Origin of the sequence: Streptomyces sp. NPDC001663 (assembly GCF_042893105.1) — a bacterium.
Taxonomy (GTDB): Bacteria; Actinomycetota; Actinomycetes; order Streptomycetales; family Streptomycetaceae; genus Streptomyces.
Window position 1 is genome coordinate 413,159 of sequence record NZ_JBIAUR010000010.1, and the last position, 14,481, is coordinate 427,639.

At 71.5% G+C, this 14,481-nt stretch carries 12 protein-coding genes; 8 read left to right on the forward strand and 4 right to left on the reverse strand.

What is annotated here, in order from left to right:
• The first annotated feature begins 50 nt into the window (after nucleotides 1–50).
• Nucleotides 51–1,883: a hypothetical protein gene (locus ACFY1L_RS32015; RefSeq protein WP_388831900.1), complete on the forward strand. Its 1,833-nt coding sequence runs from the start codon at nucleotides 51–53 to the stop codon at nucleotides 1,881–1,883.
• Here the strand turns inward: ACFY1L_RS32015 and ACFY1L_RS32020 are convergent.
• Nucleotides 1,873–2,544: a nucleoside/nucleotide kinase family protein gene (locus ACFY1L_RS32020; protein ID WP_388831779.1), complete on the reverse strand. Its 672-nt coding sequence runs from the start codon at nucleotides 2,542–2,544 to the stop codon at nucleotides 1,873–1,875. The two genes, ACFY1L_RS32015 and ACFY1L_RS32020, sit on opposite strands and share 11 nt — an antisense overlap.
• A 102-nt stretch (nucleotides 2,545–2,646) precedes the next feature.
• On the opposite strand from ACFY1L_RS32020, the gene ACFY1L_RS32025 reads away from it, so the two are divergent.
• The 5 genes from ACFY1L_RS32025 (at nucleotide 2,647) to prcB (ending at nucleotide 8,682) form a co-directional block, all read left to right on the forward strand.
• Nucleotides 2,647–3,042: a YybH family protein gene (locus ACFY1L_RS32025; RefSeq protein WP_388831781.1), complete on the forward strand. Its 396-nt coding sequence runs from the start codon at nucleotides 2,647–2,649 to the stop codon at nucleotides 3,040–3,042.
• A gap of 67 nt (nucleotides 3,043–3,109) precedes the next feature.
• Nucleotides 3,110–3,853, forward strand: coding sequence for an HAD family hydrolase (locus tag ACFY1L_RS32030; protein WP_388831783.1), 744 nt, complete (start codon nucleotides 3,110–3,112; stop codon nucleotides 3,851–3,853).
• Nucleotides 3,850–6,186, forward strand: coding sequence for a glycoside hydrolase family 65 protein (locus ACFY1L_RS32035; protein ID WP_388831785.1), 2,337 nt, complete (start codon nucleotides 3,850–3,852; stop codon nucleotides 6,184–6,186). Before ACFY1L_RS32030 ends, ACFY1L_RS32035 begins: the two co-directional genes overlap by 4 nt.
• An 89-nt stretch (nucleotides 6,187–6,275) precedes the next feature.
• Nucleotides 6,276–7,748, forward strand: coding sequence for a hypothetical protein (locus ACFY1L_RS32040; RefSeq protein WP_388831901.1), 1,473 nt, complete (start codon nucleotides 6,276–6,278; stop codon nucleotides 7,746–7,748).
• Between the two features lie 79 nt (nucleotides 7,749–7,827).
• On the forward strand, nucleotides 7,828–8,682 hold the full coding sequence (gene prcB / locus ACFY1L_RS32045; protein ID WP_388831787.1) for a proteasome subunit beta: 855 nt from the start codon (nucleotides 7,828–7,830) through the stop codon (nucleotides 8,680–8,682).
• 29 nt (nucleotides 8,683–8,711) lie between these two features.
• Here the strand turns inward: prcB and ACFY1L_RS32050 are convergent, their stop codons facing one another.
• Together ACFY1L_RS32050 and ACFY1L_RS32055 are read right to left on the reverse strand one after the other, a co-directional pair.
• Complete coding sequence (locus ACFY1L_RS32050) at nucleotides 8,712–9,671, reverse strand: hypothetical protein (protein WP_388831789.1); 960 nt, start codon at nucleotides 9,669–9,671, stop codon at nucleotides 8,712–8,714.
• A gap of 11 nt (nucleotides 9,672–9,682) precedes the next feature.
• Nucleotides 9,683–11,155 (reverse strand): APC family permease, encoded by a 1,473-nt coding sequence (locus tag ACFY1L_RS32055; RefSeq protein WP_388831791.1) that lies wholly within the window; start codon nucleotides 11,153–11,155, stop codon nucleotides 9,683–9,685.
• A 270-nt stretch (nucleotides 11,156–11,425) separates the two neighbouring features.
• Here ACFY1L_RS32055 and ACFY1L_RS32060 point away from each other — a divergent pair, with 270 nt between their 5' ends.
• Nucleotides 11,426–11,779: a hypothetical protein gene (locus ACFY1L_RS32060; protein ID WP_388831793.1), complete on the forward strand. Its 354-nt coding sequence runs from the start codon at nucleotides 11,426–11,428 to the stop codon at nucleotides 11,777–11,779.
• A gap of 9 nt (nucleotides 11,780–11,788) precedes the next feature.
• Here ACFY1L_RS32060 and sthA read toward each other — a convergent pair whose 3' ends face one another.
• Nucleotides 11,789–13,192 carry a Si-specific NAD(P)(+) transhydrogenase gene (gene sthA / locus ACFY1L_RS32065; RefSeq protein WP_388831795.1) on the reverse strand — a complete coding sequence of 468 codons (1,404 nt, stop codon included), beginning with the start codon at nucleotides 13,190–13,192 and terminating at the stop codon, nucleotides 11,789–11,791.
• Between the two features lie 142 nt (nucleotides 13,193–13,334).
• Between sthA and ACFY1L_RS32070 the strand changes: the two genes are divergently transcribed.
• Nucleotides 13,335–14,465: a sulfite oxidase gene (locus ACFY1L_RS32070; protein WP_388831797.1), complete on the forward strand. Its 1,131-nt coding sequence runs from the start codon at nucleotides 13,335–13,337 to the stop codon at nucleotides 14,463–14,465.
• Nucleotides 14,466–14,481 lie beyond the last annotated feature (16 nt).

Below are 14,481 nucleotides of genomic sequence, written 5' to 3' on the forward strand. Positions count from 1 at the left end.
GCCACCTCAGGCATGAAGGGCTGATCCCCGTGCACCTCGCACCCCCTCCCGTGCACCTCACGCACCAGCGCGGCCCGCTCCACGACCTGCCCGACACTCCCGAGGCGTACGACGCCGTCCTCGCCGACGTAGTCGAGCAGGCCCTGGTCCGGCTCACGCCGGAGGGCAACCTCGAACACCCCGACTGCGTCGACGACATCGGCGACACCTCCCTCGGGATCACGTCCCTGCTGGCGCTCGCCTGGCAGCGGACCAAGGACCCGCGCCTGCCGGAGGCGGTGCACCGCAGCCTCGCCTTCCATCTGAGCGAGCGGGTCTACGTCGAGGACAACCCCGGCTACCCGAACCTGAAGCTGCGCAACTCCCGCTTCCCGTACGCCCGTTACGTACTCGAAGCGGGCGCGCACCCGATCGGCGACTGGCCGAGCACGGCGTGGGCGCTGCTCCAGGCCGTCAACCTCCTCGACCTGACCGACGGGCTCGTGGATGACGAACAGCGGGTGGAACTGCTCGAGTTGGCGCAGGGCTACTGGCGCTGGCTCACCGAGGCGACCTTCTTCAACCCGCAGGAGGCGGGCAACCAGGCGATCGGGTGCGTGGTCGGCGGTCTGATGCTGGCGCGTCATCTGCCGGACGCCGAGGGCGGGTTGATGCGCGCACGGGCACTGGAGCTGTACAGCGACGAGATCCGCGCCCACCGCGTCGGCGACCGCGGCGCCCTGCTGCCCCCCGAGCACGGCGGCGCCTACGACAACAACTACGGCCCGATCTCCCTGTCCTTCCTCGCCCAGGCCCACCGGATAAGCGGGGAGCCGGTCTTCGCCGAGGACGGCGACGCGCTGGCCCGCTACATCGACGCCCGCCTGACGAACGGCGGCTTCGACAACGGCGGCCCGCGCTACAGCGAGCAGCACTCCGCCTTCGAATCGGTCCTGGGACTGCGGTACTTCGGCGCCCGTATCGGCTCCGACCTGGGCCGCTACCGGGCCGACAGCCGCTGGGCCCGGCACGCATGCAAGCCGGACGGCGGGGTCGACGGCCACTTCGCGTGGATGCTGGTCTGGCAGATCCAGGACACCACGCGCTGGCACCGCGAGCCGTCGACCGTGCCCGCACGCCACCAACTCCGGGCGGGTACCGTCTCGGTGGCCTTCGACGACCGTATGACCCCGTCGCTCGTCGAGGCGGGCGGCACCTACTACCTGCCGGCGGCCGTGAACCGGCAGCACGGCTTCGGCCCCGCGCTGGACGGATTCGTGTTCTGCCGTCCCATGGGCGAGGTCCGCGTCCGCGACGTCCGGGCCGACGGCCTGACCGCCAAGCTGGTCACCAAGCCGGTCGTCGGCCGCGACCACGTCCTGCGGCACGTGCGGTCCCTGTACGTCACCGACGGCGCGACCCTGTGGACGACGGTCGCCGTCGAACGGCTCGACGGGGCGCCGTACTTGCTGGCCGGGATGCCGTACGCCGAGGACGACGGCGACCGGGTGCGGCGCATCGCCGCAGGTCCGGTCTCCTCGGCGGGCGCCCTGCGGCTGACCCACCCGCAAGGTACCGGCGCCGAGCACTTCGACGCGCGCTCCGAACTCGCCCAGGAGCAGGCCGCGTTCGCTCTCGCCGCCGACCCACGCGGCTACGGCAACCCGGACGAGGGCTGGAAGCACCTGGTCAGCTCGACGGCGCTGGAGGCGGACCCGATCCCCGACTCGCCGGACGACCTCCACGTGTTCGCGGTCCGGTACGGCTCGCAACAGCCGATCACCGTCTCGGCCGAGTGGACCGAGGACGGACTGGCCATCCGGACGGACGCCTTCACCGCGGTGATCGGGCCGGAAGACAAGCAGGGGGAGCCGACGCTGACGCTGAGTGCCGTCAGCCGTTGAGGCCCGTACGGGACGGGCGGCGCAGTGCGGCCACCGGCACCACCAGGTCCGCCCGGTCCCGGGTGGCGGCGACCAGCTCGGCATTGCGCTGGTCGCTGCGCATCACCCACGCCACCGCCTCCTGGTGCCCCTTGCCGAACTCCTCGTGCCGGGCGATGAGCCGCCGCAGCCGCTCCTCCTCGTCGAGTTCGCAGAACCACACCTCGTCCAGCTGCCGCCGTACCCGGGGCCAGGCGCCGCTCTCCAGCAGCAGGTAGTTGCCCTCGGTCACCACCAGCCGAGCCGTCGGCGGCACGGGTACGGCCCCGGCGATCGGCTGCTCCAGGACGCGTTCGAAACCGGGCGCGTACACCACCTCGCCGTCCCTCTCCTCGCGCAGCCGTCGCAGCAGGGCCGCGTACCCGCCCGCGTCGAAGGTGTCCGGCGCCCCCTTGCGGTCCCGGCGGCCGAGCCGGTCCAGTTCCACGTCGGCCAGATGGAAGCCGTCCATGGGGACGTGCGCGACCCATGGCTCCCCGGTGCCGTTCAGCTCCCGTACGAGGTTCTCGGCGAGCGTCGTCTTGCCGGCGCCGGGGCTGCCGGTGATGCCGAGGACCGCGCGCCGGCCGGGGCGGACGAGGGCACGGGCGCGGGTGAGGAGGTCGTCGAAAGTCAGCGGCACACAGCAGAGTGTGTCACCCGGCCGGCGGCGATGATTTCCGGCCGAGCGGGGAGTCGTATCCATACAGGTCGATGCAGGTCCGTACGAGAAGGGAGCGGTGCTGTGGGCGACGACGCGGCGCAGATCCGCACACTGATCGAGAAGTGGACCGAGGCCGTGCACCGGGGCGATCTCGAGGGCGTTCTCGCGGACCACACCGAGGACCTCGTCATGTACGACGTCCCACCGCCGCACGAGGGCCTCCACGGCCTGGCCGCCTACCGCGCGACCTGGCCGCCGTTCTTCGAGTGGCAGGCGCAGGGAGCCTGCTTCGACATCGACTCCCTCGACGTCACCGCCGGCGCCGATGTCGCCTACGCGCACGCCTTGCTGCGCTGCGGCACACCGGAGGAACTCACCGAACGCCCCACGCTCCGGCTGCGATTGACGCTCGGCCTGCGCAAGGAGCGCGGGCGCTGGCGGGTCGCGCACGAGCACCACTCGTTCCCGCACGACTGACCCACCGCCTGCCCGGTGTGGCCTGCGCCACCCGCTGGAAGCGGTCCTCCGGGGGAACCGGTCCTGTATGACGCAGCAGCTCGGACTTCCCGAAACCATCCTGGCCTGCCTCTTCGACCTCGACGGGGTCGTGACCCGGACCGCCGTGGTGCACGCGGCCGCCTGGAAGGAGACGTTCGACGCGTTCCTGCGCGAGCGCGAGGGCGAGCACTTCCGGCCGTTCGACCCCGTGAACGACTACGACGAGTACGTCGACGGCCGCCCGCGCGCGGACGGCGTGCGCACCTTCCTCGCCTCCCGCGGCATCGAACTGCCCGAAGGCAAACCCGACGACCCACCGGACGCGCCGACCGTCAACGGCGTCGGCAACCGCAAGAACGCCAGGCTCCTCGAGAAGATCCGCACCCAGGGCGTCGAGCCGTACGAGGGCACCCTGCGCTACATCGAGGCCGTGCGCGCCCACGGCCTGCACACCGCGATCGTCTCCTCCAGCGCCAACACCCTCGACGTACTGCGCTCGATCGACGCCGAGCACCTCTTCGACGTGCGCATCGACGGAGTGGTGGCGGCCGAGCGCGGACTGCCCGGCAAGCCGCACCCCGACACCTTCCTGGCCGCCGCCCGGGACCTGGGCGTCGAGCCGTCCCGGGCCGCCGTCTTCGAGGACGCCTTGGCGGGGATGGACGCCGGGCGCTCCGGCCACTTCGGATACGTCGTCGGGGTCGACCGGGTCGGGCAGACCGACGCGCTGTTCGCGCACGGAGCGGACATCGTGGTCAAGGACCTCGCGGAGCTGGGAGGCGGGGCGTGATCAGCCACCGGTCGTACGCCGTCGAGCCGTGGTGCGTGCGCGAGACGGAGCTCAACCTCGACGTCCTGGCGCAGAGCGAGTCCGTCTTCGCGCTGTCCAACGGCCACGTCGGCTGGCGCGGCAACCTCGACGAGGGCGAACCGCACGGCCTGCCCGGCTCCTACCTGGGCGGCGTGCACGAACTGCACCCGCTGCCCTACGCGGAGGCCGGATACGGCTACCCGGAGTCCGGCCAGACCGTCATCAACGTCACCAACGGCAAGGTCCTGCGACTGCTGGTCGACGACGAGCCCTTCGACCTGCGCTACGGCCGCCTCGTCTCCCACGAGCGCACCCTCGACCTGCGCAGGGGAGTGCTGGAACGGGTCTGCGAGTGGGTGTCCCCGGCCGGTACGGCGGTCCGCGTGCGCTCCACCCGGCTCGTCTCCCTCACTCAGCGGGCGATCGCCGCCGTGGCCTACGAAGTGGAGCCCGTCGACACGCGCGCGCGTGTCGTCATCCAGTCCGAACTCGTCACCAACGAGCAGTTGCCCGAGACGAAGGATGACCCACGGGCCGCCGTCGCCCTCCAGTCGCCCTTGGAGCCGGAGGAGGACTTCGCCGACGGGCCCCGGCTGCGGCTCGTGCACCGCACCCGGCGCAGCGGCCTGCGCGTGGCGGTGGGTGCGGACCACGTGGTCTCGGGCCCGGAGGCGACCACCACCGGTAGCGAGAGCAACGAGGACGTCGCCCGGCTCACCGTCACTTCCGTCCTCGAACCGGGCGAGCGTCTGCGCGTGGAGAAGCTGGTCGCCCACGGCTGGTCCGGCACCCGATCCAAACCGGCGATGAGCGACCAGGTCGACGCGGCCCTGGCGGCCGCCGCGGTCGGCGGCTGGGCCGGGCTGGCCGAGGAACAGTGCGCGAGCCTCGACGACTTCTGGGCCCGTGCAGACGTCGAGGTCGACGGCGACGAGGAGATCCAGCAGGCCGTCCGGTTCGCCCTTTTCCACGTCCTGCAGGCCGGCGCCCGTGCCGAACAGCGGGCGATACCCGCGAAGGGCCTGACCGGTTCCGGCTACGACGGCCATGCCTTCTGGGACACCGAGGTCTTCGTCCTGCCCCTGCTCACCTACACCGCGCCCGATGCTGTGGCCGAGGCGCTGCGCTGGCGGCACAGCACCCTGGACGCCGCCCGGGAGCGCGCGGCCCAACTCGGCCTGGACGGCGCCGCGTTCCCCTGGCGCACCATAGAGGGCTCGGAAGGCTCGGCGTACTGGCCGGCCGGCACGGCGGCCTTCCATGTGAACGCCGCCGTCGCCGACGCGGCCGTACGGTACGCGGCGGCGACCGGCGACGAGCGGTTCGAGCGGGACGCCGGGGTCGAGCTGCTGGTGGAGACGGCCCGGCTGTGGCGTTCGCTCGGCCACCACGACGACCGGGGCGCCTTCCACATCGACGGCGTCACCGGCCCCGACGAGTACAGCGCCATCGCCGACGACAACACGTACACCAACCTCATGGCCCGTGCGAACCTGCTGGACGCCGCGGACGCCTGCAAGCGGCACCCGGAGCGGGCCGCGCGGCTCGGCGTCGACGACGAGGAGAGCGCTTCCTGGCGCGACGCCGCCGAGGCCATGCACATCCCGTACAACCACGAACTCGGCGTGCACGAACAGCACGCCGGCTTCACCCGCTACCAGCACTGGGACTTCGCGGGCACCCGCCCGGACCAGTACCCGCTGATGCTGCACTTCCCGTACTTCGACCTCTACCGCAAACAGGTCGTCAAACAGGCCGACCTGGTGCTGGCGATGTACATGTGCGGCAGCCACTTCGACGAAGAGCACATCGCCCGCAACTTCGCCTACTACGAGCCGCTGACCGTCCGCGATTCCTCGCTGTCGGCCTGCGTCCAGGCCGTGATCGCCGCCCAGGCGGGCCATCTGGACCTCGCCTACGCCTACACGGCCGAGGCCGCGCTGATGGATCTGGCGGACCTGGAGCACAACACCCGCGACGGTTTGCACATCGCGTCGCTGGCCGGCACCTGGACGGCCCTGGTCGCCGGCTTCGGCGGACTGCGCCGCGACGGCGACAGTCTGCGCTTCGCGCCCCGCCTGCCCGAGCGGTTCAGCCGCCTGGCCTTCACCCTCCAGCTCCTCGGCCGCCGCCTGCGCGTGGAGATCGGCCCCGGCAAGGCCACGTACACACTGCTGTCCGGCCCGCCCCTGACCATCCGCCACCACGAGGCCTCGCTGACCCTGAGCGACGACGGCCCGGTCGCCCGCCCGGTCCCGCAGCCCCCGGCCCACCCGGCCCCGGAACAGCCGCCGCACCGCAGTCCCCACTAGGCCCGTCAGGCATTTGGCCGTATTCCATACGACATGTCTGCCCTGCTCGTTCTAGTTTGTCCATTACGTGCAGGATCAAGAGGTGGATGATGGCCGACGGCGCGCACGCCGCACTCGCTGGAGCGAGGCGTGACGCGCCGTCGACCGCCCCAGCCCCTCCGCGCCGCGTCCGCGGCGACCTCCTGCTCGCGGCGGTGGCCACGTGTTTCACGCTGGCCCAGCTCCTCTTCGTCCGCCCCGGCCTGGGACTCGGCTGGGACGAGGTGGTGTACGTCAGCCAGGTCGCCCCCGACACCCCGGCAGCCTTCTTCAGCGCACCCCGCGCCCGCGGCGTCCCGCTGCTCGTGGCGCCCGTCGCACTGTGGTCGTCGTCCACCCCGCTGCTGCGGGTGTACCTGGCCCTGCTGTCCGGCCTCGGCCTCTACCTGGCCCTGCGCGTCTGGCGCCCGCTGTTCCCGGCCCGCGTCCTGGCCGCGGCCGGCGCTCTGTTCGCCTCCCTGTGGGTGACCGTCTTCTACGGCCCGCAGGCCATGCCCAACCTCTGGGTCGCGATCGGTGCGTCGGCGGGCGTCGGCTGCTTCCTGCGGGCCCGCGCGGACCGACGGGACCGGGCGGCGCTGTGGGGTCTCGTCGCGAGCGTTGCGCTCATGGCGTGGATGCGGCCGATGGACGCGGTCTGGGTGGTGCTGCCGCTGCTGGTCCTCGCATGCCGCCGTCCGAGGCTCATGCTCGCGGTGCTCGCCGGGCTCGTGGCGGGCGCGGGCGAGTGGGTGGTCGAGGCCCACGTGGGCTACGGCGGCCTGGGGCAACGGCTCGCCGACGCCTCCCGCATCCAGGGCGGCCTCGGCTGGCACCCGGCGGTCGTCGACCAGCTGCGCAGCCTGGCCGGACGCACTTTGTGCCGTCCGTGCACGGGAGGGATGCCCGCACCGCCGGTCATGATCTGGTGGTTCGCACTGCCGCTGCTCGCGCTCCTCGGCCTGGCGGTCGCCGTCCGGGCCAGGCGCACCGTACCCACCCTGCTCCCGCTGGCCTGCGCCACGACGGCTGCCCTCCCCTACCTGTTCCTCATCGGATACGCGGCGCCCCGCTTCCTGCTCCCCGCCTACGCGCTGCTCGCCGTCCCGGTCGCCGACGCCCTGTTCCACCTGGTCACCGCGCCGGGCGGAAGGCTGCGGCCGGCGGTCACGGGGGTCGTGGCGCTCGGGCTGGCCGGGCACGCGGCGATCCAGTACGCGGTCCTGGAGCACACCGTCGACGGATCCCTGGCCAACCGCCACGCATGGACCCGCACCGCTGCCGAACTGCACCGCCTGGGCGTCCGTCCGCCCTGTCTGCTCACCGGCCACGAGGCCATCCCCATCGCCTACTACACCGGCTGCGCCTCGGCCGACACCAGCGGAAACAACGCCAACACGACGCCGGCGGCCGTCCTGCGGACCGCCCGGCGCATTCCCGTCGCAGCCGTCACCGAACCGGGCGGCTCCCCACCCGCGTACGCACGCGACTGGACCGCCCACCGCGTCGGCAGCATGCACCTGTATGTGGCCCCGGCGACCTGAGCGCCGGGCGGCCGGGCGTTTCCCGGCGGTCCGGTTCAGGTAGGACTCGGTTGTCCGGCCGACAAGAAGGGGGAGTGGCATGACAGCCAGCGACACCGGGGGCCAGCTGGGGGAGGAGTTCTTCACTCCGGGAACCGCGTCCTTCGCCGAGTTCCTGGCGGCGCACCGCCCCGAACTACTGCCCACCCGCCGCCCGTTCCCCGACGGCGTCCGCGCCGAGCCCGGGCAGTTCCCGCACGGCACGACCGTCCTGGCCCTCGCGTACCGCGACGGCGTGATGATCGCCGGCGACCGCCGCGCCACCATGGGCAACCTCATTGCCCAGCGCGACCTGGAGAAGGTGCACCCCGCGGACGACTACACCGCCGTGGCCTTCGCCGGTTCGGTCGGGCTCGCCCTGGACATGGTGAAGCTGTACCAGGTCGAGCTGACGCACTTCGAGAAGATCGAGGGCATCCCGATGACCCTCAACGGCAAGGCCAGGCGCCTGGCCGGCATGATCCGGCAGAACATCGGCCAGGCCATGCAGGGCCTCGCCGTCGTACCGCTCCTCACCGGCTACGACGAGACGGCCCCGGACGGCGAGAAGGGCCGCATCTTCAGCTTCGACGTCGCCGGCGGCCTGTACGAGAAGACGGACTTCCACGCCGAGGGCTCCGGATCGCCGTACGCCCGGGGCGCGTTGAAGAAGCTGTTCCGCAAGGGCATGGACCGGCGCGAGGCCGCCCTGGCCGCTCTCCAGGCGCTCTTCGACGCCGCCGACGACGACTCCGCGACCGGCGGCCCGGACATCAACCGCCGTATCTTCCCCATCGTTTCGATCATCACCGAGGACGGCTTCGAGCGGCTGTCCGAGCCGGAGACGGAGGCGCTGAGCCGCGAGATGGTCGAGCAGCGCCGCCACCGCCCGGACGGACCGAACGTCACCCCGTGACGCCCGTCCGCCCCGGCCCGGACCTCCGTTCAGCCGCGCAGTTTCAGCTCCCTGCGCCACTTGAGGAGCTGCTGCTCCGCATCTCCCGTGTAGGACCAGGGAGTTCGCGTCGCCCGTGGGCCCAGCATGCGCAGCAGCGCGGTGGCGACCTCCCTGTCGCCCGAGTTGCAGGCCGCGTGCGCAAGGTAGTTGAGGTCGCGCAGCTCGCCCGGAGCGATGCCGCTGTCGGGGCGGCCCATGATCCAGCGCTGCCAGGTGCGGCGTACGTCGCTGAGGGCGCCGTCGTTGCTCCAGTGCTGCCCGAGACCCACGGCGCTCTGCCCGGTGTGGCCGGCGTCGATGGCGTAGCGGTACTCCTCCACGCGCGCGTACTGCACCAGCACCGGCAGCGCGCAGCCCGTGGGTGCCACTCCTGCCGCGTCGCGGGCGAAGTCGTACATCAGGCCGTGCGAGCCGTGCCAGCGCGCCGAGTAGTAGTGCAGGACCTGCAGATGGCCCTCCACGCTGTACGGGTCGCGCTGGTGCAACTCGTCCCACCAGCGTGCCAGTTCCTGCCGACGCACCCCCGCCGGGTAGAGGCGTGCCACGGAGATGAGGGAGATCCACGGCGTCGGGTCGTCCAGGTAGGCGTCCGCGGCCTGCAGGCACGCCGTCACCGCGGTGTCGATGCGGTGCTGGTCGATCGGCGCGCCCCGGCCCGCACTGATGGCCAGGTTGAACGCCCGGGCCGTCTCCGTCGCCGCCCGCAGCACCAGCGCGTCGGCGCTGCGGGGCTCGGCCGCCAGCCATGTCTCCGTCGTCGAACTGCCCGCGCAGGCCTGCGCGAGCAGCCGGACCCGGTGGCCGCGGGCGAGCCAGTCGGCGCCGGTGGTCCGCAGCAGGTCCCTGGGGCCCTGCCAGCGGCCGATGACGATGTCCTGGCAGGCGTTGGTGAGGGCCGCATCCCCACAGTCGGGATCGAAGTCGGGAGCGAATCGGTCTCGCGCCATCGGGGTCTCCCTCAGAAGTCGGTCGGGAGACCCTCGTAGGTACGGGCGTTCGCGATCTCGTGGCCGTCGGGCACGTACTCCGCCTCGACCGTGCGGGTGGCGTCGAGCCGGGCGGGCCGGTAGTAGTCGCTGCCCTGCCGCCAGTACCAGAACATCGGGATCAGCCCGACGGCGAGACCGCCGATGCCGATCGCGATCGCCGCGGTGTCCAGCTCGCTCAGCGACTCGACGAAGATCCAGAACATGAACAGGGCGCCGAACAGCGGCCACAGCCCGCCGAGCAGGAAGTTGGCGGGCGACTTCAGCAGCATCTTGCGGTACGCCACGACCACCGCGAGGCCCGCGAGCCCGTAGTACACGGCGATCTGCAGGCCGATCGCCGAGATGGCGTCGGAGAGGATCTCGCCCACCGAGCCGAGGGCGTTGGAGGCGATGAACATCGCCAGCGACACGCCTCCGACCACGGCGATCGCCACCCACGGGGTGTTCCAGGTGCGGTGCACCCGGCCGAGCGCGGACGGCATCGTACGGTCGCGGCCCATCGCGAACAGGGAGCGCGTGACCTGGATGAGCGTGGTCTCCAGGGTGGCGATGGTCGACAGCATCACGGCGACGATGAGCAGTTTGCCGCCGAGGCCGGGCCAGATCTCCTCGCCGAGCGCGCCCAGCACGTTCGCGTCGTTGTCCTCGATCTGCTTCGACGTCAGGATCACGTTGACCGCGATGGTGAACACCTCGAACAGCAGGAAGACGATGCCCACCCCGATCAGGCCCGCGAGTCCCGTCGTACGGCGGCTGTTGCGGGTCTCCTCGCTGAGGTTGCTGGTGACGTCCCAGCCCCAGTAGTAGAAGGCGGCGACGAGCGCGCCCGAGGCGAAGCCGGCCATGCCGTCGAAGTGGGAGAAGCCGAGCCAGGACCAGTCGAAGGCGCGGGCGTTGCCCGTGTGGAACAGGGCGAGCACCGCGAACAGCGCCAGTATGGCGAGCTCGATGCCCGACATGACGAGCTGGGCGCGGACGGTGAGGCGGGCGCCGCCGAGCACCACGAGCAGCATCACGACGAACCAGGCCGCGCCCACCACCGTCGACAGGGCGGTGTTGTCGGCGAGATCGGGGTCGAACAGCGCGAGGGTCATCGAACCGGCCGGCAGCGAGCCGGCCACCATGAAGATCGTCGCCGAGATCACCAGCGCCCAGCCGCTGATGAACCCGAGGAACGGATGGAGCGTGCGCCCCACCCAGGAGTAACTGGCGCCGGCGTTCACGTCGATGCGGCTGAGGTAGCTGAAGGCCAGCGCGATGCCCAGCATGGGTATCGCGCAGTACAGCAGTGCGGCCGGGCTGGCCATCCCCACTGCCCCGACGAGGACCGCGGTGGTCGCGGCGATCGAGTACGCCGGAGCACTGCCCGCGACGGCCATCACCACGGTGTCGAACGTACCGAGGGCATTGGCCTGCAGCCCTCTGCCCCTGCTGATGCTCATGTTGCGCTGCTTTCCGTCTTGCACGACGCAAGGGCGACCTGGCCCCGGCGACGTAGGGGAAGGTGGGGGGTTACGAACCCGCCCCGGATCACCGAGGGTTGGCCTCGGGTCGGATCAAGGGCAGCGAAAAACAAAGGGGGTGGTGGAGAGCGCACGACTGCCTGCGTTGCCGTTCGGTCACGCCGTGTGTGCGAGTGATGATAGCCCTACTCTTTGACCTTTCAAGATTGACCAAGGGGTAACCTGCTGCGCCGCCGGGGACGGCCGTCGATGGCCGACGACACCCACCAGCCCACGGCGACGAACGAGGAGCAGCAGGACTCGGCGCCGCTCGACCTGCAGGACGCCGTCGACGAACGGACCTACGACGACATCCTCGACGAGGGCTACTCCCCACCGGAGAAGCCGCTCGGCGTCACCAAACACGGCACGACGGCAGCCGAGCAGCACACCGGCGAGAGTCTTGACGAACGGCTCGCCGAGGAAGTTCCCGACGTGGCCGCGCCCGTCGGCGACGAGGTCGGCGACCTGCCCGGAGGCGAGGGCGAGCCGGTCGACCCCGAGGCCGCCGTCCATGTCGTCGAGGACGAGACGCAGCTGCCCGACGCCGAGCAGGGCCGCTGACGTCCCGCGTCAGTCGCCGATCCGGGCGATCTGCCGCAGCTTGTTGGTGGCGTCCAGGGCGGCGACCTTGTAGGACTCCGCCAGCGTCGGGTAGTTGAACACCGCGTCGACCAGATAGTCGACGGTGCCGCCGCAGCCCATCACGGACTGCCCGATGTGGATCAGCTCGGTGGCGCCGGTGCCGAAGCAGTGCACGCCCAGCAGTTTGCGGGTCTCGGGGGAGACCAGCAGCTTCAGCATGCCGTGCGAGTCGCCGATGATCTGGCCGCGGGCCAGTTCGCGGTAGCGGGAGATGCCGACCTCGAACGGCACGCAGTCCTCGGTCAGTTGGTCCTCGGTCCGCCCGACGAAGCTGATCTCCGGGATGGTGTAGATGCCGATGGGCTGCAGGTTGTGCATCTGCCCGACCGGTTCGCCGCAGGCGTGGTAGGCCGCCGACCGGCCCTGCTCCATCGACGTCGCGGCCAGCGCGGGGAAGCCGATCACGTCGCCGACGGCGTAGATGTGCGGCACCTCGGTGCGGTAGTGCTCGTCGACCGTGATCCGGCCGCGCCTGTCCGCGGACAACCCGGCCTTGTCCAGGTCGAGTTCGTCGGTCAGGCCCTGCCGTCCGGCCGAGTACATCACCGCATCGGCCGGTATCTTCTTGCCGCTCTCCAGGATCGTGAGCGTGCCCCGGGGATGGCGCTCGACCGCGGCGACGGTCTCCCCGAACCGGAACGTCACCGCGAGGTCGCGCAGGTGGTACTTGAGCGACTCGATGACCTCGACGTCGCACATGTCGAGCATCCCGGCCCGCTTCTCGACCACCGTCACCTTGCTGCCCAGCGCGGCGAACATGGAGGCGTACTCCATGCCGATCACCCCGGCGCCGACGATGACCATGGAGCGCGGGACGCGTTCGAGTTCGAGGACGTTGTCGGAGTCCATGATCGTACGGCCGTCGAACTCGACGGTGTCCGGCCGTGCGGGGCGGGTCCCGGTGGCGATGATGATGTTCTCCGCGCTGATCAGCCGTTCGTGACCGGTCACCTCGCGCAGCGCCACAGTGTGCGGGTCGACGAAGCGGCCGGTGCCGGCGAACAGCGAGACGTGGTTGCGGGAGAGCTGGTTGCGGATGACATCGACCTCACGGCTGACCACGTGCTGCGTGCGCGAGGTCAGATCGGTGACGGTGATGTCCTCCTTCAGCCGGTAGCTCTGGCCGTACAGATCGCGCTGGGTGAGACCGGTCAGGTACAGCACCGCCTCGCGCAGGGTCTTGGAGGGGATGGTTCCGGTGTGGATGGAGACCCCGCCGACCATGTCGGGGCGGTCGACGACGGCGACCCGGCGGCCGAGCTTGGCCGCGGCGATGGCGGCCTTCTGGCCGCCCGGGCCGGATCCGATGACGAGCATGTCGAAGTCGGGCACCCTCAGGAGTCTGTCAGCCCGAAGGCCCTCTTCGAAAGGGTGAACGGGCAACGAGCGATCTCAACTCCGCTTGATCGCCGCTCGGTTGCCTCGCCCGGGCCGCCGGCTCTCCCTTCCGGCCGTCCGGCGCGATAATGCACCCATGGGCCAACGACTCGCCGACGCGAGCACACCCGCCCGGCTGGCCGCCCCCGACGAGGGCATCGGCCGGGACGAACTGGCGCTCGCCACCCGCAACCACGGCCTCCCGCTCGAGGCACTCCGCTACGACGTCACTCCGCCGGGCCTGCACTACGTACTGACGCACTACGACATCCCGTACGTCCCCGACGACACCCCCTGGCCGCTGGCCGTCGCAGGCCGCGTCGCCCGTCCGCTGCACCTGGACCTGGCCGATCTGCGGGCGTTCCCCGCGGTCACCACCCGCGTCACGCTGGAGTGCGCGGGCAACGGGCGCGCCCTGCTGACGCCCCGCCCGGTCAGCCAGCCCTGGCTCGTCGAGGCGGTCGGCACCGCCGAGTGGACGGGTGTGCCGCTGCGGCTGCTGCTCGCCGAGGCCGGAGTGGAACCGGACGCCGTCGACGTGCTGTTCACCGGCGCCGACCACGGCGTGGAACGCGGCGTCGAGCAGGACTACCAGCGGTCCCTGCCGGCGGACGTGGCCATGGGCACCGAGCCCGAGGTGCTGGTGGCGTACGCGATGAACGGCGCCCCGCTGCCGCCCCAGCACGGCCGCCCGCTGCGCCTGGTCGTGCCCGGCTGGTACGGCATGGCGCACGTGAAGTGGCTGCGCGAGATCGCCGTCACCGACGTACCGTTCACGGGTTTCCAGCAGAGCGTCGCCTACCGGCTGCGCCAGGAGTCCGGCGAGAAGGGCGAGCCGGTCACCCGGATCGCGCCGCGCGCCCTGCTTCTCCCGCCCGGCTTCCCGGACTTCATGTCGCGGACCCGGGTGGTGCGGCCGGGCCCGGTGCCGCTCGAGGGGCGTGCCTGGTCGGGACAGGGGCCTTTGGCCGGCGTCGAGGTGAGCACGGACGCGGGGCGCACCTGGCACGAGGCAGAGCTGGAGCCCGACGGCGGGTGGCGGTGGGCGTGGCGCCGCTGGCACTACGACTGGACGGCGACCCCGGGCGAGCACGAGCTCAGCGCGCGGGCCACCGACGCCGAAGGCCGCACTCAGCCGCTGGAACAGCCCTGGAACCGCGGCGGCTTCGTCAACAACCTCGTCCAGCGGGTGCCGGTGCTGTGCCTGGAGCCCGGCGAGGAGGGCTGAACCGGCGCCGGTCTCC

Bases quoted from the DNA above. Each gene is read 5' to 3' on its own strand.
- ACFY1L_RS32030 (WP_388831783.1), top strand. From the start codon at position 3,110: ATGACGCAGCAGCTCGGACTTCCCGAAACCATCCTGGCCTGCCTCTTC.
- ACFY1L_RS32040 (WP_388831901.1), top strand. From the start codon at position 6,276: ATGGCCGACGGCGCGCACGCCGCACTCGCTGGAGCGAGGCGTGACGCG.
- prcB (WP_388831787.1), top strand. From the start codon at position 7,828: ATGACAGCCAGCGACACCGGGGGCCAGCTGGGGGAGGAGTTCTTCACT.
- ACFY1L_RS32050 (WP_388831789.1), bottom strand. From the start codon at position 9,671: ATGGCGCGAGACCGATTCGCTCCCGACTTCGATCCCGACTGTGGGGAT.
- ACFY1L_RS32055 (WP_388831791.1), bottom strand. From the start codon at position 11,155: ATGAGCATCAGCAGGGGCAGAGGGCTGCAGGCCAATGCCCTCGGTACG.
- ACFY1L_RS32060 (WP_388831793.1), top strand. From the start codon at position 11,426: ATGGCCGACGACACCCACCAGCCCACGGCGACGAACGAGGAGCAGCAG.
- ACFY1L_RS32070 (WP_388831797.1), top strand. From the start codon at position 13,335: ATGGGCCAACGACTCGCCGACGCGAGCACACCCGCCCGGCTGGCCGCC.